Here is a 17223-nt window from a genome sequence, read left to right on the forward strand (position 1 = left end):
CTGGTCATGGCTGGCGCCGCTATCTGAGCGTATCGAGGACGATTTTTCCAGCTGTACGGTTGGTTTCGCCGAGTCGGTGTGCGTCAGCGGCTTGCGCCAGTGGGAAACCGCGGCGATGGTGGGGCGAAGCTTTCCTTCCTCGGCGAGCTTCGCTAGGGCCAGCATGCCGATGGCTCAATCCACAAATACGACCATCCGGAATGTCCCCCATGACAAACGGGCCATGTTGCTGTACCCGCGGGAGCGTTCCGATACGACCGCAGGGTGACTCTGGTCCATACCTGAGTAGCTGGGGAGCGATCGGCTGATCGTCCAGGCTTGACTGATGCGAACAAGAATCACGGTGAGGGTCGCGGCAGCTGTGGCCGTGGTGGTCGGGGCGGGTGGCGGTTGTTCAGCCAAATGCCGCGCTCGCAGGCGAAAAGCTGGGTGATGTTCAGCGCGCGTTGGACGCGATGGTCGCTGCCGGTACGCCCGGCGCGCTGGCTCGGGTGGAAGATTCCGGCCGGTCCTGGACGGTCACGAGCGGTGTCGCCGATATCGATACGGCGGCGCCTGTGCCGCGCGAGGCCAGGTTCCGGGCAGCGAGCCTGACCAAGGCGATGGTCTCGACGGTCGTACTGCAACTGGCGGCCGGCCGGCGGCTCGATCTCGACCAGCCGGTCGGTCGTTGGCAGCCGGGGATCGTCGCCCGCGCGGACCGGATCACCGTGCGCCAGTTGATGAATCACACCGGCGGGCTCGCCGACTACATGGCCGCGCCGGAGTTCGCCGATCCGTTGCATCGACCCGTCCTTCGAATGGGCCGCCTTCGGGGTGATTTCCAGCGGTCGCGACATCAACAGGTTTCTTCCACGCCCTGTTCGCCGGACGGCTGATTCCACCGGGTGCGTTGGCTCAGATACGGGACGGCATACCAAACCCGAAAGCCGCACCGGTCTTTCCCCGGTACGGTCTGGGACTGGAGGCGGCCGGGCTGACCTGCGGCGACTTCTGGGGCGGGACCGGCCAGACCGTCGGGTTAAAGACGATGGCCTTCTCCGACCCGACCGGCCGGCGACAGATCACAGTGTCGATGAACGTCGAACGCCTCGGTGCGAACGATGCACGGACCGGCCCATTGCTGCTGGCCGCGGTCAACGCCGTCAACACCTATCTCTGCGGCGAACCGTACGAATTTCCCCATTCCTGGCGGTGACACCGTGCCATCCGGCACCGCGCCACTACCCGCCGGTCACGGCCTGCTGATACCGCGCCAACTCGGCGGGCGCATCGATGCTGCCGTGGTGATGAAACTGCCTCCACCGACCGCTGACCTCGTCGTAGCGAAAATACCGACTCGTCCGGATAGCCAGCGGCACCTTCGACGATCCGGTGTCATAGTGTCCCGTCTCGCGACCAGCGAACACGGCGTGTCCAGTCCCCGAGTACGTCAGAAAGTCGCCAAACGTGACCGTCAACCTCACCGGCCCCTCGAAGATCTTCCGATAGAGCTCGGCGATCGCCTGGCCACCTCGCAGGATGCCGCCGAGCGGATTGTTCAACTGAGCCTCCGGATCGTCCGACCAGACGGCGCTCAACACCTCAAGATCACGCTGGTTGAGCGCGTAATAGAAGGATTCGAGCGCCGCGTACGCACCGGCGAGGTCGGGGTTGGTGGCGGCGGAGAGCAGGTTACCGGATGAGGGTCCGTACGATGTCATACTTTACATACTAGTAGGTACAGACGATGAGATCGACCCGGCCCAGCCAGGCCGCACCGAGGGCCTCACCGCAGCTCGGCCAGCTCGCGCCATTCCTTCCGCGGCAGATCCTCCGTGCCCGTCAACACGTTTATCGCTACATGATCGGCGCCCGCATCGAGGTGCGCCTGGACACGTCCGGCGATCGTGTCCATGTCACCCCAGGCGATGGTGGCGTCGAACAACCGGTCGCTGCCGCCGCCGGCCAGGTCGTCCTCGTCGAAGCCGAGCCGAAGCAGGTTCGCGCGGTAGTTCTCCCGCGTCAGATAGAAGGCCAGCGCCTCCCGGCCGATCGCGCGGGCCTTGCCGGCATCCGTTTCCAGGATGACCTTCTGCTCGGGCGCGAGCAGGCGATCGCCGAGAACGTCCCGAGCGCGCGCGGTGTGTTCCGGAGTCGTGAGGAATGGATGCGCGCCGGCCGTACGCTCCGCCGCCAGCCGGGTGACTTTTGGTCCAAGCGCCGCCAAAACGCGATGGCCGCGCGGCACCTCGGCGGCGTCGAGGACGTCCAGATAGCCGGAAAGCGCATCGTAGGGCCGCTCGTACGCATCGACCGACTCGCGGTGTCCGGCACCGATGCCGAGCAGCACCCGGCCAGGATGCCGCTGGGTGACCTGGTGGTACGCCACCGCCGCGGTCCGCGCAGGCTGCCGCCAGATGTTGACGATCCCAGTCGCGACGACCAGCCGTGAGGTGACCGCCAGGGCCGCGGCGACCTCGCTCAGCGCACCGTCAGCGCCCCCGATCCACAACGCGCCGAAACCAAGCCGTTCGATGTCCGCGGCCGCGCCTGCCGCTGAGCTTCCGTGCCAAAGACCTATCCGTCCAAGCTCCATGGCGCGGACACTAAATCCTGCACTCCGGCCGGAGCAGACGGCGGCGCCGATAGATCATCGACCTTCCATGAGCCACGCTCATGCGTTCACGCCGGCACGCACATCGTGGCGCTACGCGGTTGTCGTTGACTCGAGCGCGGGTGATGGGCGTGGTCGCCTGAGTTCCCTGATGAGCTCGCGTACGGCCAGTGAGCTGCGGGTGGCCGGTGTCGTGACATGCACGATCCGGCGGGTCGGTGGCCGGTCGCCGAGCTGTTCGACGGTGATGTTGGGCACCGGGGTTTTCAGTGTCATCTCCGGCAAAATCGCCATGCCGATGCCCTGCCCCACCATCGAGAGCGCGACGCCGTCGTCGGCCACGTCGAGGGTGACCGGCGGCAGCCAGTCCTGCCTGGCCCACCAGGCGCGGGTGTAGGACGAGCAGTTTTCCACCCAGTCGATCAGCGGCAGCGTACGCGGCGCGGGGTGGCCGGCCGGATGAACCAGCAGGTATGGCTCGCGCAGGAGGTCACCGGCGAGCAGGCCGGGCGGCAGCGCGGCGTCCTCGGCGAGAGTGGCGATGGCCAGGTCGGCGTGGCCGTCGGCGACCTCACCGGCGGTGCCACGGCCCAACTCCGGGACGATCAGGACGCGCGGCTTCAATCCCGGATAGCGGTTCGTCAGCCGTTCCAGGGCCGGCGGCAGGAGGTGCGCGGCAGCACTGCGGAAGGCGGCGATCCGCAGCGGACCGGTGACCGTACCCGCCGCCGCGTCCCGCGCCTCGGCACTGAGCAGGTCAAGCTGGCGCAGGATCTGCCGTGCGTGTACGAGCGCGCGCTGACCAGCGGCGGTTGCCTTGGCGCCGTTGCGGCCACGCTCGAACAGCACGACGCCGATCCGCCGCTCGCAGCCCTGTACGGCGTGCGACACCGCGGATTGGGTCATGCCGAGGTCGGCCGCGGCGGCGGTGAAGCTGCCGGTGCGGTCGACGGCGATGAGGAGCCGCAGCTCGGCGGGGTTCAGGTCCACGCCGGTCATGGTACGAGGTTCCATGAGCTGGGTTCATGGAATGTCGTTCGTTGATCGAAGCGGCCGGCTGGTTGTGGCGTCGACGGCTGTTTAGCGTTCCGGCCATGACTCGTACGCTTACCGCCGTCCGCCAAGTCCGCCGCCCGTCCGGTCCGCCGGTGGCGGATGATTTCGCCTTCCAGGTCAAACCGTTGCCGTCGCCGGCCGACGGCGAGGCGTTGGTGGAAAACCTGTATTTGTCGGTCGATCCGTACATGCGCGAGCTGATGGACTGGGGTGGCTGGGAGCTCGGCGCCGGTCTGGAAGGCCGGTCGCTGGGCCGCGTCGTCGCCTCCCGGGAGCCTTCCCTGCCGGACGGCGCGATCGTTTTCCACCGGCACGGCTGGGCCACGCATTCGCTGGTCACCGCGGCGCAGTCGCGTGTGATCCAGCCCGCGAACGGCGTGCCACTGAGCGCCTATCTCGGGGTGCTCGGCGGAACCGGCCTGACCGCGTACGTGGGCCTGGTCCGGATCGCGCGACTGCAATCCGGCGAGGACGTGTTCGTTTCCGCGGCCGCCGGTGCTGTCGGTACGGCCGTCGGCCAGATCGCGCGGCTGCTCGGCGCCGGGCGGATCGTCGGCAGCGCCGGGTCCGCGACGAAGGTCGCCTATCTGACGGACAAACTCGGCTTTGACGCGGCTTTCGACTATCGAACGGGGAATCTGGTGGAGTCGTTGGCGAAGGTGGCCCCGGCTGGCATTGACGTCTATTTCGACAATGTCGGTGGTGAGCATTTGACAGCCGCCATCGAGTCGCTGCGTGATTTTGGTCGGGTCGCCTGGTGTGGCGCTGTCGGTCAGTACAACAATCTGGCCGATCCGCCGGCGGCGCCGTACAACCTTTTCGACGTGGTCGGGAAAAGCCTGCGGATCGAGGGTTTTCTCGTGCGGGAGCACCTGGACGCGCGTGAAGAGTTCGAGGAATTTCTGGTCCCCCACATCCAGAGTCGTCGCGTACGCGTAGAGGAAACCGTCTACGACGGATTCGAAAGCATCGTCGAAGCGTTCCGCGGCATGCTGCGCGGCGAAAACCTCGGTAAGACCCTGGTCAAGCTCTGACGAACCGATCCGTCCAGCCGACGGGATGTGCGTGCCTGGTGGCGATGCCGAGGCCGATTGGTAAGTGAGGCTAAACGCTGCGGTAGGCGATCGACCGTTGTTCGCCGCCGCGCGCGGGACGAGTCTTTGACGCGTAGGCAAACCGCGCCGACAGGACCGACAAATGACCTTCGTATCCAGCCGACTGGCCGCCCTGCTCGCCGAGCCGGCGCGGCGGCCTCGCCGGTGGTGGCTGACCAACGCGACGTTGTTCGACGGCACCGGCGCGCCGCCGCGTACTGGCGCCGGTGTGCTGATCGAAGATGGCGTGATCGTACGAGTTGGCCGCCGCGGCGACGGGGTGCCGGCCGGCGCCGAAGCGGTGGATTTGGCCGGCCGTACGCTGATGCCCGGTCTGGTCGACGCGCACGCGCACGTGTACGCCGAGCCGCCAGCGCTCGCCGACGGCGCCGAGCCGGGCTTGCCCGGTGTGACAGCGCATTTCGTGGCCGCGAGGTTGCGCGAGACGCTGCGGATGGGCGTCACGACATTGCGGGACGTCGGCTCCTACGGTGACGAGGTCATGGTCGCGCGGCAGGCGATGCGCTATGGCGCCTTCGCCGGTCCACGGCTGCTGACCTGCGGCCGGATCGTGTCCGCGACCAGCCCCGGCGGCCGGTTCTTCGACGGCATGTATCGAGAAGCCGATGGACCTGACGACGTCCGCAAGGCCGTACGCGAGCAACTGCGGCGCGGCGCGGACTTCGTCAAGGTGATGTCGACCGGTGCGCGTTCGGTCGAGCTGGAGGACCCGGTGCCGGCGCAGTTGACCAGAGCCGAGCTGGCGGCCGCCGTCGACGAGGCGCACCGGCTCGGCTATCGCGTCGCGGCACACGCCGAGGGACTCGCCGGCACCGAGCTGGCCATAGAGCTCGGCGTCGACACGGTCGAGCACGGCATGTACCTCGGACAGCGGCCGGACCTGCTGGACGCGATGGCGGCCGCTGGGCAGGTGCTGGTGCCGACATTGTCGTGTTTCTACGGAGTCGCCGGCCTCGACCAAGAGCGATCAGATCGGTGGACCCCGCCGCTGACCGAGCTCGCACACCGCAATCTGGACGAGGCCGACCGTACGCTCAAGGCCGCCAGCGCGGCCGGCGTACCGATCGCGCTCGGCCATGACTGGCAACCGTTCGGCGATGTCGGGCTTGAGCTGCAGAGGATGGTCCACCACGGGCTGACCGCGCCGGAAGCGCTCACCGCGGCGACCGGTATGGCCGCGCGCGCACTCGGGATCGACCGGCAGGTCGGCACCGTACGGCCGGGAAAATACGCGGATCTGCTGGTCGTGGACGGCGACCCGGTGGCCGACCCGGCCATCCTTCGCGACCGGGCCCGGGTGTGGCTGGTGCTGCGGCTCGGCGAGCCGGTCGCCGGCAGTGCGTTGGAGTCGTCGTGCGATCAGCCCTGATCGGTGACCTTCGCCGCCGCGGCGGCGAACGCGCGTACGGCCGCGTTGGACCTGTCGCTGACCCACACGAGCGCGCTCTCCAGCGCCGGAGCGTCCCGCAGCGGGATTGTCGTCACGCCAGGATGCGAGTAATAGAGCGGAAGAGACGCGACCGTCGGATGGACGATCGCGCCGCGGGCCACCAGCGACAGCACCTCGGCCATCCGGCCCTCCGGCTGGCGCCGCGGGATCATCCGGCCGCTCGGCGTACGCGACGGATAGAGCACCTCGCCGGTTTCGGCCGGCAGCGTCTCGGTGGCGTCGACGACGGCGTGATCGGCGAGGTCCTCCACGGTGGCCCAGCCACGCTCGGCCAGTGGGTGGCCGGTCCTGACCGCGAGTGCCCGCTCGTCGTGTGCGATCACCGGGCCGACGGTGAGGTCCGGCTGCGCCAGCGGCAGCCAGTGGGCCACCAGATCGAGCTCACCGCGGCGCAGCCGGTTGAGGGCCTCGCCGGGAAAAGCCTCGTAGACGACCACCTTGCAGCCGGGATTGTCCTGCTCGAAGCCCCGGACGATCTCCGCGAACGCCGGTCCGCCGGCGGCGAGGGTGAGCAGGCTGATCCGCAGCTCGCCGGTGACGCCGGCGGCCGCCACCCGGACCGCCGCGAAGGCCTCGTGGATCTGGTCGTACGCCGGCCGAAGCCGGCCGCGCAGCTGCTCACCCAGCGGGGTCAGCCGGACCTGCCGGCTGGTCCGCTCGAACAGCCGGCCACCGACCCGCGCCTCCAGCGCTCGTACCGTCTGGCTGATCCGGGCCGAGGACAGGAACAGACGACCCGCGGTCCGGCCGAAATGCAGCTCATCGGCCAGCACCAGGAAGATCTCGATTTCCCGAAGCTCCACCCGGCCACCTTTCCACAACCTTGCCGAGGCATGTCGAGAACCGGCGTACGGCTACTACGTCCCAGACGAGAACAACTACCAACCCTTGGAGGACAAGATGACCGACTTCGACCTGACCGCCATCCCCACGGTCGCCGTACCTGTCACCGACCAGGAGCGCGCGCTGAGCTTCTACGTCGAGGTGCTGGGGTTCCAGAAGCACATGGACGTGCCACTCGGACAGATCGGCGGCAGGTGGATCACCGTCGGCCCGGCTCAGTCGGCGACGACCATCGCGCTCGTACCAGCCAGCGAGGACACGCCGGCCGGCGTGGACACCGGGATCAGGATCACCGCGACCGACGCTCCAGCCGCGCATCGGGGCCTGGTCGAGCACGGGGTCGACGTCGACGAGCTGCTGCAGTGGGATGGCGTGCCGCCGATGTTCGGCTTCCGCGACCGCGACGGCAACCGGCTCGTGATCGTCGAGCAGGTGCGGCGGTGAACCACTCGAAGACACCAATCAACTACTGGGCCGTACTGGTGGCCGCTGCTGCCACATTGGTCACCAGCTCCGTTTACTATGTCGCGTTCAGTGCCGTCTGGCTGTCGCTGCGCGGCTCCGCCAGCCGGCCTTCCGGCACCGAGATTTTCCTCCAGTGCCTGCAGAATCTGGTGATCGCACTGGCGCTGGCGTACCTGCTGAAATGGTCCCGGATCGACAGCACGGCCGGCGCGCTGCGAGTTGGCCTGGTGGTGTGGGGCGGCTTCCAGGCCATGGCCATCGCCGGCTCCGTGCTGCACGAGCAATATCCGGTCGGGCTCTATCTCCTGCACTCCGGCGACGCGCTGATCATGACACTGCTGATGGCCCTGATCCTCGGCAACTGGCGGCGCCGGCCAGCTATTTCCGCTCAGTTGAGCCAAAACAAGGGATGACATCATGACTCTGCAACAGCTGGCCGGTCCGGTCAGGATCAACTATCTCGCGGCGGGTGTGGCCGCGCTGGTGACGCTGGTCTGCAGCGCCGTGTACTACATCGCGCTGGGCGGCGTCTGGGCCTCGCTGCGAGGCCTCGATCCGGGGAGCGCCAGCCCGCCTGGCGCCGGTGAGATCGCCGGTCAGTACGTGCGAAACCTCATCGTGGCTCTCGCCTTGGCGTACCTGTTGCGCTGGGCCGGCGCCACCACCGTCCCGGCCGCGTTGCGGGTCGCAATGGTGGTGTGGCTGGGATTCCAGGCAATGGCGATCGCCGGTTCCGTCCTGCACGAGCACTACCCGCTGGGGCTGTATTTCCTGCACACCGGCGACGCGCTGATGACAACGCTGATCATGGCAGTCATCCTCGGCAACTGGCGCCGAACGGCACGCAGCGATCCGTCCGTACCAAGCTGTTAGCGCCGACCTGCCACAGGGTGCCGCGGCGCGACAGTCACGACCTCGGGATCACGCCTCCGGTGCCGACCAGCCGGTCCGGCCGCGGGTGAGCGTGATCTCCACCGTCACCGGCCGATCGCCGTCGAGGTGATGACGGTCTACGTGGAAGGCAGCGACGGCTGCGTATCACGGCTGATTGTCAGTGCCTCGTGGTAGATCTTCGTGGCGCGAAGTGAGGGCGGGTTACTTCCGGAGGTGTGCTGTGCGCTTTGCCGCGGTGTTGCCTGGTGGGACGGCGACGCAGCAGTTGGAGCAGGCGTTGCTGGCCGAGGAGGCGGGCTGGGACGGCGTCTTCGTGTGGGAGACCGGCTACGGCGTCGACCCGTGGGGGCTGTTGGCTGCGGTCGCGGCGCGTACCAGTCGGATCAGGCTCGGCACGATGGTCACGCCGCTGCCGTGGCGCCGCCCGTGGAAGCTGGCCAGCCAGGTGGCCACGCTCGACCAGCTGTCTGGCGGGCGAGCGATCCTGGGCGTCGGGCTCGGTGCGTTGGACGAGGGCATGCCGACCATGGGCGAGGTCACCGATCTGCGCGGCCGGGCCGAGCGGATGGATGAGGGCATCGATCTGATCCGCGAGCTGTGGGCGGGCGGGCGCAGCTTTCAGGGCCGGCACTACGTCTATCAGGAAGGCACGGTCGACCTGGCGCGTGCGGCCCGGCCGGTCCAGGATCCGGTCCCGATCTGGGTGATCGGGGCGTGGCCGCGGCCTCGATCGATGCGCCGGGTGCTGCGCTGCGACGGGATCATCCCGCAATACCAGCTGGACAGCCGGTCCGCGGGCCCTGACGACGCGCGGGCGGTGCGGGCCTGGCTGACCGAACACGGAGCCGGGCCCGGGTTCGACATGGTGGCCGAGGGCGAGACACCCGCGAGTGACCCGGCCGCAGCCGCTGCCACGGTCCGCCCCTGGGCCGAGGCCGGGTGCACCTGGTGGCTGGAGACCCGGTGGGAGATGCCGCACGACTCGGCCGAGCGCATGGCGCAGGTCCGGGAGCGACTGACCGCCGGGCCGCCGCCCGCCTCCGAGGGGAGCTAGCGCAACCCACGATCAAACACTGCTATCCCGCTTATAGTCAGGTCGCGCGGATCTGGGGAGATGACGAGCTCAAACGAAGGATTCGGGCGTCGGCTTGACGATCTGCTCGCGGAGCTGTGCGCTGGGCCGATATATGGTGTCGGCGGAGTCGGGCTCGGAGCAGCAGTGGTAGGCCAGTTCATCGGTGTCCAGATGCTTGCGTATCAGCAGAAAATGGCGAGGGCTGACGGTGCCGCCCCAGGCCCAGGCATATGCGCGTTCGCCTTTGGAACCGGCCACCGAGGCGACCTGCCGAGTTGGTCTGCGATGACGCCGGCGGTAGGAACTGCTTCACCGCGGCCACGTGATCCCACACCGCCTGATTCAGAGCTGTATCTGCGAACCGGCACCGACGGTCGGCTCGCCTTTCGGGGCAGTCTTGATGCCGAGACTGGCAGCCTGATGCAGGGACTCCTGTCCCCGCTGGCCAAGCCGCGCACCGACGACAAAGGCAAAACCAAAGACCGCCGCTCTGCCGCTGAGCGCAATGGCGATGCGTTGGCCGATGCGCTGAATTTGATCGCGGACAGCGAGAAGCTTCCGATCCAGGGCCGCGAGCGTCCGCATCTGACGATCACGCTGTCCTGGGAGATGCTGAGGGACAAGCTCGGCCAAGTCCGCGCGTACGAAAACACCGTCCTCAGCCCCGAAGCCGCCCAGCGGTTGGCCTGCGACTGCGACATCACGCCCCTGGTGCTCGGCACCCAAAGCGAAGCATTGGACGTCGGCCGCACCGAACGGCTGGTCACCGACGAGCTGCGTAAAGCGTTGATCGCGCGTGACCGCGGCTGCGCGATGATCGGCTGCACCCGACCCGTACGCTGGACGAAAGCCCACCACGTGACCCATTGGGCCGACGGCGGGGACACCTCCATCGACAATTGCGTACTGCTCTGCGAGGCCCACCACCGGCAGATCCACCACGGCGACTGGCAAGTCCAGATCGTCGACGGCGTACCGGAATTCATTCCGCCACAGTATGTGGACTTCGAGCAGAAGCCGCTACGAAATACCTACCACCTGTTCAACTGAACAGAACAGGTGCGCCCTTATCCCAACCAGATCATCGATTCCGGTAACGAAAGTAGCGGGGCCGGCCGCCGAGGATCGGTCCCGCAGCGGTGAACTGACCTGCCGCATCGCCGCGCCAGCATGCCCGTTGTCAGGACAGATGGCTGAATCCAATGCGCCAGGTCGGGTATTTCGGTGTCCAGTTCAGGTTCTTGCGAGCGTACTGGTTGTCCGCCCCGCGCGCCCATGGTTGTCGGGTCTGTTCGGCGCGCGGCTCGGGCGCGCCCACTGCGCGGCAGAAGTCCGGCATCCAGTCCAGCGCGGCGGCAGGTTCGTCGTCGCAGACATTCACCGGGCCGGTCGGCCAATTCAATGCCGCAATCGCGGCGGCCACCGCGTCGTCGACATGAACGAAACTCGACACATCACCGGTTGCCGTCAGCTGTCCCGTACGCGCCTGCGTCGCCAGCCGTCCGTCCGCGGCGTGCCAGGTGTCCGGACCGTAGAACAGGCCGTAGCGGAGCAGGACCCATTCCGGCATCCGCCGCACGGACTCCTCCAGGACGGCGACGCCGCGAACGGTGGTCCTGCGTGGTTCGTCGGCATGAAGATCGAACGGAGTGTCTTCGGCTGCCGGCTCTGATCCTGGTTCGTACACCCACGAAATACTTTGTGCGACCATTCGCGTCACACCGGCGGCTAGCGCGGCGTCGACGAGGTTTCGGGTGCCGCGGCGGCGTATTTCCGCGTTCGCGTTCGTGTCACCGCTGGATAGATCCGTAAGTTGGTGCATGACCACCTCAGGCGCCGCCGCCCGGACCGTGGTTGTCAGCGCGTCCGGGTCGTACACGTTCACCACCGCGGCTTGGGCGCCGGCCGCCACGAGCTGCCGCGCGCCGGCCGGTCGGCGGGTCAACCCCGTGACCTGATGGCCGGCGCCGACCAGAAGCGGCACCAGGCGACGGCCGACAACACCGGTTGCGCCGGCCAAAAGAATGCGCATAATTCTCGGTCCTCCCTGTTAACGACGTGCTCAGGATAAAACCGTTTGGGGCGGAGGTACCGAGCCAATTCCGGACCACTGCGGTGGTCCAGTTCCCGTCGTACGACTGTGGACCATCGGCAGCCAGTGCCTAGGAGACGGCGAACGCGGTCAGTAGCGCTGTTTCGGCCGCGGCTGCCTTCTGTAGGTCGTCGAGCTCGACGCTTTCGTTGGGCCCGTGGGGATGGGAGGCCGGGTCGGCGACGCCGGTGACGATGATTTCCGCGTCGGGATACGTGTTGGCGAACTGCGCGACCAGTGGGATCGAGCCGCCGGACCCGACCTGTACCGGCGGGGTTCCCCATGCCTGGGCGAACGCCGTGCGCGCCGCCGTGTAGCCGGGGCCGGCGGTGTCGAGCTGGTACGGCTCGATGAATTCCCCCGGCTCGAGGTGGATCCGCGCTGCTTCAGGTGCGAGTTCCAGTATGTGGCGCCGCAGCGCCGCGTACGCCGCGGCGGCGCTGCCGCCTGGTGGCACTCGCAGCCCGATTTTGGCGCGTACGCTGGCATGCAGGACGTTGCCGGCCGGCGGCGCGTCGATGTCCAGCACGCTGACCGCCGGCTGGTTCCACAGTCGGTCGGCGATCGGACCTTGTCCGCTTGGTCGGATGCCAGGCAGGATTCCGGCCTCGGCGCGGATCCGGTCCTCGCTGATCGCCAGCGTTGGCAGCGATCCGCGGCTGAGTCCGGCGATCGCGATCTGGCCGGTGTCGTCATGAAAGCTTGCCACCAGCCGGCACAGCGTGGTCACGGCGTCCGGTGCGACACCGCCGTACATTCCGCTGTGGACGTTCGCGGCGAGCGTACGGACCGAGACTGTGCAGTCGACCAGGCCACGCAGTCCGACGGTCAGTGCCGGTCGACCGGTTTCCCAGTTGTCGCCGTCTGCCAGGACGACCAGGTCGGCGGCCAGCCGGTCGCGGTGTTCGCGAAGGAGCCGGGGCAGTGTCGGCGATCCGGTTTCCTCCTCGCCTTCGACGAGAACGGTGACGGTCACCGGCGGCCGTCCACCGTGGGCGTGTAGTGCGGCCAGATGGACGGCAATGCCACCCTTGTCGTCGGCGGTGCCTCTTCCGTACAGCCGGCCGTCGATCTCGGTGGGAACGAACGGTGGTGTACGCCAACCGTCACCCGCCGGTTGCACGTCGTGGTGTGCGTACAACAAAACTCTGCGGCTCTCCGGCGGGCCGGGGAAATGCGCGATGACCGCTGGCGCACCGCCGGCAGCGACGATGTCGACCTCGGCCGCGCCGGCGGCGCCGAACAGGTCGGCGGTCAGCTGGGCCGATTGCACGACCGCGGCGCCGTCGACGCTGGGAATGCGGACGAGGCGTTCCACCGCGTCGCGTACGACAGACATCATTTCCTCCGTAGGTCCAGCAATGCCGGGAACAGCGCGGCGAAAACGGCCGCCGCGGTGATGGCGAACGCACCCGGATAGCCGGAAAAGGCAACCACGGTGCCAAAACCGGCCGCACCTAGCCCCATGCCACCATCGAACGCCAGGTTCCACAGCGCGCTCGCCCGGCCGTACTGCTCGCGGGGCACCCGCTCGTACATCAGGGCCAGGGTGACGTTCTGCGCGACTCCGAAGCCGATCCCGAAGACGCACATCCCGGCGATGACGGCGACCGGTGAACCGGTCCAGCACAAGGCCGCGATGCCGACCGCGGATGCGATCAGGGCCGGCCACAGCAGCCGGCCGGCGCCGACGCGGTCGCCGTACCGGCCGGCCCACCAACGCGCCAGTGGCGTCGCGATCGACTGGGCAAACAAGCCGGCAGCGGCCCAGTGCCGCTGGTCGGCCGGCACTGCCAACGGCAGGAACGTGACGCACACGCCGGCGGCCAGCGTCGTGGCGGCGAAGACGATCGCCGGCCTGGCCAGGCCGCCGACCAGCAGTGCGCTGGCGACACCTGCGTGGCGTTCGGGTGTCGTGGTCGTCGACGGCAGGCCCGCGGCGGCGAACAGGGCGGGTACGGCCACCACCGCGGCGGCGATGAACAGTGTCACGTAGCCGATCTGCGGCACGGCCCACAGGCCCAGTGGCAACGCCACGATGGACGGAACCGCCGACGCCAACCCGTAAAGCCCGATGCTTTCGGTGCGCCGGCCGGCCGGCGCGAGTTCGGCGGCGAGCGCCGCGCCGGCCACCACCACGATCCCCAACCCACCTCCCCGTGCTAGGCAGACCACCAGCAGAAGGACCAGACCGGCGACACCGTCGAGCGTGATGGTCAGCGCGAGCGCCGGAACACCGAGCAGGCCAACGCCGATCAGGATGGACGTGCGCGGACCGAGGCGGCTCAGTACGGCCGGAGCGATGAGCTCGACCAGGACGGTTCCCAGCATCATCGTCGCGGTCGACATACCGGCGACACCTGTGCCGTACGTCGATCCGTACAGCGGCACCACCGACAGCAGCAGGTAGAAGCTGGCCATCGCGGTGACGATCATCGTCAGCAGCAACACCATCCGGACGTGCAGCAGCGGCCTCGCCGGTTCCACAACCTGTTCAGACACCTCCATAGCCTCACATCCCGCCGCCGGCGACACATTGGGCAAAGTCCCTATCCGGCGATGCATCATCGACTGGTGACGACGAGGCTGATCGGACGCGAAGACGAGCGCGCCGAACTGCGGGCCGCCTACGCTGCCGCGGCCCAAGCGGCTGTCGTCGTCCTGGTCGCCGGGCCGGCCGGCATCGGCAAGACCCGGCTGGTACGCGAGTTCATCGGCGATCTCGGCGACGAGGTGCTGGTGGTCGAGGGTGCATGCCGTGATTTCGGCCCTGACCGGCTGCCGTACGAACCTTTCATCCCGGTGCTGCGCCGGTTGGTACGCGCGGTCGGCGTGGCGGAGGCGACCGCGTCGCTGCCCGAACGCGGCACCCGCGGCCTCGCGCGGCTCTTGCCGGAAATCGCGCGAGAGGCGGGTCAGCCCGACCCGCGACCGGACCTGGATCCGGGGCTGGGTCGTGCGTGGTTGTACGAGGACGTGTTGACGTTGCTTGAGCACCGGGCGGCGGACCGACCGCTGCTCGTCCTGCTGGAGAACCTGCATCGCGCCGACCGGTCGACCAGCGAGTTGTCGACCTTTCTCGCGGACAACCTGAGCACGCCGGGTCTGCTGCTGCTGGGGACGTACCGACCCGACGAGGTCGACGCCGCGCATCCGTTGTGGTCGGTCGCGCACGGCAACGAACGAGTCCGGCAGATCACGCTGGCCGGCTTGGATCGAGCCGCGGTCGGCCAGCAGGTCGGCGAGCTGCTGGGGCAGCCACCCGACTCGCCGACCATCGACCGGATTTTTCAGCGTAGCGAGGGAAATCCGCTGTTCATCGAGGCGCTCGTCGCGGCGACCGAGGCACCCGCCGGATCGCTGGGACACCTGCTTCTCGGCGATGTCGACCGGCTTGGCGAACAGAGCCGGCGGATCGTACGCGCGGCGGCCGTGGCGGGCAGCCCGGTTCACCACGACCTGTTAGCCGCCGTCGCCGCTGGGGAGGGCATGGACGACCTGTCCTTGGAGGCGGCGCTGCGGCCACTGGTACGCCGGCGCCACTTCCTGGTCGTCGAGGACGGATACGCGTTCAGGCACGAGCTGATCCGCGAAGCCGTGTACGGCAGCCTGTTGCCCGGTGAGCGCGCTCGCCTGCATCGCCGCTGCGCCGAGGCCATCGCGGCTAACCCGCGGCTGGCATCCGGTCACGATGCACCAGCCGCGATCGCGCACCACTGGTCGGCCGCCGGCGAACACGCGCGTGCGGCGGAGGCCGCATGGCACGCGGCGGAGTCGGCGCGACGCGCGTACGCCTATGCCGAACAGTTCCGAATGCTGTGCCGGCTCCTTCAGCTGTGGCATCACCTGCCGCGACCACGGCCGAACCCATGGCCGAGCGACCGGGTCACGGTCATGGAGACGGCCGCCGCGGCCGCGCTGAGCGCCGGCGAGGTGGCCGGCGGTTTCGCCATGACCACCGCGGCGCTCACCGAGATCCGCCAACCCGATCGTGCGGCGTCCATGCTGGTCATCCGTGCGGAGCTGGCCGATCGCGGTGGCGAGGATCCCCTGCCGGACCTACGAAACGCACTGCGGTTGGAGCCGGCGATGCCGGTACGCGCGAGAGTGCTGGCGGCGATGGCAACTGTCGAACGCAACCAGCGTCGGTCCGCCGAAGCGCAGGACCACGCCAAGCAGGCGTTGGCTATCGCGCAGCAGATCAGCGATCGGCAGGCAGAAGCCGAAGCCCTGCTCACCCTTGGCGCGCTCGCCGCACGAGACGCTGAACTGTCCACGGCCGCCAGGTTGTTCTCCAGAGCAACCGCCGCGGCCGAAGACGCCGGTGCGCACGACACGCGCCTGCTGGTCGCGGCAACGGCCTCAGACGCGTTGGAAGCCGCCGGAGAGCACGCCGCGGCGGCGCGGATCGCGCGTACCGGGATCACGCTGGCCGACGAGCTGGGGTTGGCTCGCACCCGAGGGACCCTGCTGACACCGAATCTCACGGAGTCGCTGCTATCTCTCGGCCAATGGGACGACGCCAGTCGTATCAACCACGCAGCGTTGGCGCTCGCGCCACCACCGCTCTATCGCGCCTACCTGCACCTCAACCAGGCGACCATCGGGCTTCGACGCGGTCGCGTCGAGCAGGTCGCCGCCATCGCCGAGCAGGCCAGAGCCGCCATGCGCGGCCAGGTGAGAGGGGTGGAGTCCTGCCTGGAACCGGATCTGCTGGAGTGCCGCCTCGCCAACGCCAACGATGACCGCGCAGCCGCCGCGGCGATCATCGAACACGCCACCACAACCCACGATCTGAGCGAAAGTCCGCGATATGGCTGGCCGCTGCTGCTCGCCGGCATTCAGGCGCTGACCCGCCGGCAGCACACCCGCCGGCTTCGTGACGCGCTCGCCGACTGGAGCCGTCGACTGCAGGTCAGCGGTCGCCTACAACAGGCGTACGCCGTCACCGTGGCAGCCCACCTCACGGGACACGACGCCTGGGTGGCAGCCATCGCCGCCTGGCGCGAGCTGGACCAGCCCTACACTCTCGCCGAGACATTGACCGCCGCCGCCCGAGCGGCCTTGTCGGCCCGCCGCCGGACCGCGGCAGACGACTACCTGACCGAGGCGGCGACGATCGCCACGACACTTGCCGCACGACCACTTCTGGCCGACATCGACCGGCTGGCCAAGCGGGCCAGACTGGCAGTCGCCGCCACCCCCAAGCCGAGCAACCCGGCGGGTCTCACCGACCGCGAGTTGGAGGTCCTGCGGCTGCTCACCGCCGGGTTCAGCAACCGGCAGATCGGCGAGCACCTGTTCATCTCGACCAAGACCGCCGGCGTCCACGTATCCCACATCCTGGCCAAGCTCTCGCTCACCACCCGACTCGAGGCAGCGGCCTGGGGACACCACAACAACATCCGCGCAACCAGCTCATGACCGTCACTCGCCCGCGGTCTGTCCAGTCGGGAGATGCCGAATTCGATACCTGGCCAGCGGCAAGGAAACATCGGTTTCCGTCATCGGACCGTTACTGGTTTCCTTTGTTCCCCGCTTTGTTGATCATCAGCAGGATCGCCGCGAAGGAGGCTGGCGTTGTTGGGTCGGTGCCGGAGTGCCGCAGCCGCATGGCAGGTCCTGGGTCGTGATCGC

19 protein-coding genes are annotated in these 17223 nt (G+C 68.4%); 10 read left to right on the forward strand and 9 right to left on the reverse strand.

What is annotated here, in order from left to right:
- Positions 1–19 precede the first annotated feature (19 nt).
- Positions 20–211 carry a zinc-binding dehydrogenase gene (locus tag GNX95_RS44295; RefSeq protein WP_222853564.1) on the reverse strand — a complete coding sequence of 64 codons (192 nt, stop codon included), beginning with the start codon at positions 209–211 and terminating at the stop codon, positions 20–22.
- A gap of 172 nt (positions 212–383) precedes the next feature.
- Between GNX95_RS44295 and GNX95_RS13905 the strand changes: the two genes are divergently transcribed.
- Both GNX95_RS13905 and GNX95_RS13910 read left to right on the forward strand, forming a co-directional pair.
- Positions 384–878, forward strand: coding sequence for a serine hydrolase domain-containing protein (locus tag GNX95_RS13905; protein WP_163507493.1), 495 nt, complete (start codon positions 384–386; stop codon positions 876–878).
- Between the two features lie 14 nt (positions 879–892).
- Positions 893–1198 carry a hypothetical protein gene (locus GNX95_RS13910; RefSeq protein WP_163507494.1) on the forward strand — a complete coding sequence of 102 codons (306 nt, stop codon included), beginning with the start codon at positions 893–895 and terminating at the stop codon, positions 1196–1198.
- Between the two features lie 25 nt (positions 1199–1223).
- Here the strand turns inward: GNX95_RS13910 and GNX95_RS13915 are convergent, their stop codons facing one another.
- The 3 genes from GNX95_RS13915 to GNX95_RS13925 form a co-directional block, all read right to left on the reverse strand.
- Positions 1224–1703, reverse strand: coding sequence for a YybH family protein (locus GNX95_RS13915; RefSeq protein WP_163507495.1), 480 nt, complete (start codon positions 1701–1703; stop codon positions 1224–1226).
- 65 nt (positions 1704–1768) lie between these two features.
- Complete coding sequence (locus tag GNX95_RS13920; protein WP_163507496.1) at positions 1769–2578, reverse strand: LLM class F420-dependent oxidoreductase; 810 nt, start codon at positions 2576–2578, stop codon at positions 1769–1771.
- A 111-nt stretch (positions 2579–2689) separates the two neighbouring features.
- On the reverse strand, positions 2690–3595 hold the full coding sequence (locus GNX95_RS13925) for a LysR family transcriptional regulator (protein WP_163507497.1): 906 nt from the start codon (positions 3593–3595) through the stop codon (positions 2690–2692).
- Between the two features lie 95 nt (positions 3596–3690).
- On the opposite strand from GNX95_RS13925, the gene GNX95_RS13930 reads away from it, so the two are divergent.
- Together GNX95_RS13930 and GNX95_RS13935 are read left to right on the forward strand one after the other, a co-directional pair.
- Positions 3691–4686: an NADP-dependent oxidoreductase gene (locus GNX95_RS13930; protein ID WP_163507498.1), complete on the forward strand. Its 996-nt coding sequence runs from the start codon at positions 3691–3693 to the stop codon at positions 4684–4686.
- A 163-nt stretch (positions 4687–4849) separates the two neighbouring features.
- The gene (locus GNX95_RS13935) at positions 4850–6136 is read left to right on the forward strand and encodes an amidohydrolase family protein (RefSeq protein ID WP_163507499.1); all 1287 of its coding nucleotides are present in this window, start codon (positions 4850–4852) and stop codon (positions 6134–6136) included.
- On the opposite strand, the gene GNX95_RS13940 is transcribed toward GNX95_RS13935, so the two are convergent.
- Complete coding sequence (locus GNX95_RS13940; protein ID WP_163507500.1) at positions 6127–7020, reverse strand: LysR family transcriptional regulator; 894 nt, start codon at positions 7018–7020, stop codon at positions 6127–6129. The genes GNX95_RS13935 and GNX95_RS13940 overlap by 10 nt on opposite strands.
- A 97-nt stretch (positions 7021–7117) precedes the next feature.
- Between GNX95_RS13940 and GNX95_RS13945 the strand changes: the two genes are divergently transcribed.
- The 4 genes from GNX95_RS13945 to GNX95_RS13960 all read left to right on the forward strand — a co-directional run bounded on the left by GNX95_RS13945 (position 7118) and on the right by GNX95_RS13960 (position 9473).
- Entirely contained in the window at positions 7118–7504 is a 387-nt protein-coding gene (locus tag GNX95_RS13945) for a VOC family protein (RefSeq protein ID WP_163507501.1), read from the forward strand.
- Positions 7501–7938, forward strand: coding sequence for a DUF1761 domain-containing protein (locus GNX95_RS13950; protein WP_163507502.1), 438 nt, complete (start codon positions 7501–7503; stop codon positions 7936–7938). The genes GNX95_RS13945 and GNX95_RS13950 overlap by 4 nt, the downstream gene beginning before the upstream one ends.
- Positions 7939–7942: 4 nt before the next feature.
- Entirely contained in the window at positions 7943–8398 is a 456-nt protein-coding gene (locus GNX95_RS13955; RefSeq protein WP_163507503.1) for a DUF1761 domain-containing protein, read from the forward strand.
- A 241-nt stretch (positions 8399–8639) separates the two neighbouring features.
- The gene (locus GNX95_RS13960) at positions 8640–9473 is read left to right on the forward strand and encodes an LLM class flavin-dependent oxidoreductase (protein WP_163507504.1); all 834 of its coding nucleotides are present in this window, start codon (positions 8640–8642) and stop codon (positions 9471–9473) included.
- 69 nt (positions 9474–9542) lie between these two features.
- Here the strand turns inward: GNX95_RS13960 and GNX95_RS13965 are convergent, their stop codons facing one another.
- Positions 9543–9752: a hypothetical protein gene (locus GNX95_RS13965; RefSeq protein ID WP_163507505.1), complete on the reverse strand. Its 210-nt coding sequence runs from the start codon at positions 9750–9752 to the stop codon at positions 9543–9545.
- Positions 9753–9779: 27 nt separating this feature from the next.
- On the opposite strand from GNX95_RS13965, the gene GNX95_RS13970 reads away from it, so the two are divergent.
- Complete coding sequence (locus GNX95_RS13970) at positions 9780–10544, forward strand: HNH endonuclease signature motif containing protein (protein WP_163507506.1); 765 nt, start codon at positions 9780–9782, stop codon at positions 10542–10544.
- Positions 10545–10674: 130 nt separating this feature from the next.
- Here the strand turns inward: GNX95_RS13970 and GNX95_RS13975 are convergent, their stop codons facing one another.
- The 3 genes from GNX95_RS13975 to GNX95_RS13985 all read right to left on the reverse strand — a co-directional run bounded on the left by GNX95_RS13975 (position 10675) and on the right by GNX95_RS13985 (position 14088).
- Entirely contained in the window at positions 10675–11526 is an 852-nt protein-coding gene (locus GNX95_RS13975) for an NAD-dependent epimerase/dehydratase family protein (protein WP_163507507.1), read from the reverse strand.
- Between the two features lie 130 nt (positions 11527–11656).
- Positions 11657–12925: a M20/M25/M40 family metallo-hydrolase gene (locus tag GNX95_RS13980; protein ID WP_246281591.1), complete on the reverse strand. Its 1269-nt coding sequence runs from the start codon at positions 12923–12925 to the stop codon at positions 11657–11659.
- The gene (locus GNX95_RS13985) at positions 12925–14088 is read right to left on the reverse strand and encodes an MFS transporter (protein ID WP_222853565.1); all 1164 of its coding nucleotides are present in this window, start codon (positions 14086–14088) and stop codon (positions 12925–12927) included. Before GNX95_RS13985 ends, GNX95_RS13980 begins: the two co-directional genes overlap by 1 nt.
- Positions 14089–14160: 72 nt before the next feature.
- Between GNX95_RS13985 and GNX95_RS43805 the strand changes: the two genes are divergently transcribed.
- Positions 14161–17010, forward strand: coding sequence for a helix-turn-helix transcriptional regulator (locus GNX95_RS43805; RefSeq protein WP_163507509.1), 2850 nt, complete (start codon positions 14161–14163; stop codon positions 17008–17010).
- Positions 17011–17223: the final 213 nt, after the last annotated feature.

The sequence above is a fragment of the Fodinicola acaciae genome (assembly GCF_010993745.1).
Lineage (GTDB): Bacteria > Actinomycetota > Actinomycetes > Mycobacteriales > HKI-0501 > Fodinicola > Fodinicola acaciae.

What these genes read in the sequence shown, in the direction of transcription:
- GNX95_RS13925 (WP_163507497.1), bottom strand. Translation starts at nt 3,595, where the DNA reads ATGACCGGCGTGGACCTGAACCCCGCCGAGCTGCGGCTCCTCATCGCC.
- GNX95_RS13975 (WP_163507507.1), bottom strand. Translation starts at nt 11,526, where the DNA reads ATGCGCATTCTTTTGGCCGGCGCAACCGGTGTTGTCGGCCGTCGCCTG.
- GNX95_RS13955 (WP_163507503.1), top strand. Translation starts at nt 7,943, where the DNA reads ATGACTCTGCAACAGCTGGCCGGTCCGGTCAGGATCAACTATCTCGCG.
- GNX95_RS13930 (WP_163507498.1), top strand. Translation starts at nt 3,691, where the DNA reads ATGACTCGTACGCTTACCGCCGTCCGCCAAGTCCGCCGCCCGTCCGGT.
- GNX95_RS13980 (WP_246281591.1), bottom strand. Translation starts at nt 12,925, where the DNA reads ATGTCTGTCGTACGCGACGCGGTGGAACGCCTCGTCCGCATTCCCAGC.
- GNX95_RS13920 (WP_163507496.1), bottom strand. Translation starts at nt 2,578, where the DNA reads ATGGAGCTTGGACGGATAGGTCTTTGGCACGGAAGCTCAGCGGCAGGC.
- GNX95_RS44295 (WP_222853564.1), bottom strand. Translation starts at nt 211, where the DNA reads ATGGGGGACATTCCGGATGGTCGTATTTGTGGATTGAGCCATCGGCAT.
- GNX95_RS13945 (WP_163507501.1), top strand. Translation starts at nt 7,118, where the DNA reads ATGACCGACTTCGACCTGACCGCCATCCCCACGGTCGCCGTACCTGTC.
- GNX95_RS13935 (WP_163507499.1), top strand. Translation starts at nt 4,850, where the DNA reads ATGACCTTCGTATCCAGCCGACTGGCCGCCCTGCTCGCCGAGCCGGCG.
- GNX95_RS13970 (WP_163507506.1), top strand. Translation starts at nt 9,780, where the DNA reads ATGACGCCGGCGGTAGGAACTGCTTCACCGCGGCCACGTGATCCCACA.
- GNX95_RS13915 (WP_163507495.1), bottom strand. Translation starts at nt 1,703, where the DNA reads ATGACATCGTACGGACCCTCATCCGGTAACCTGCTCTCCGCCGCCACC.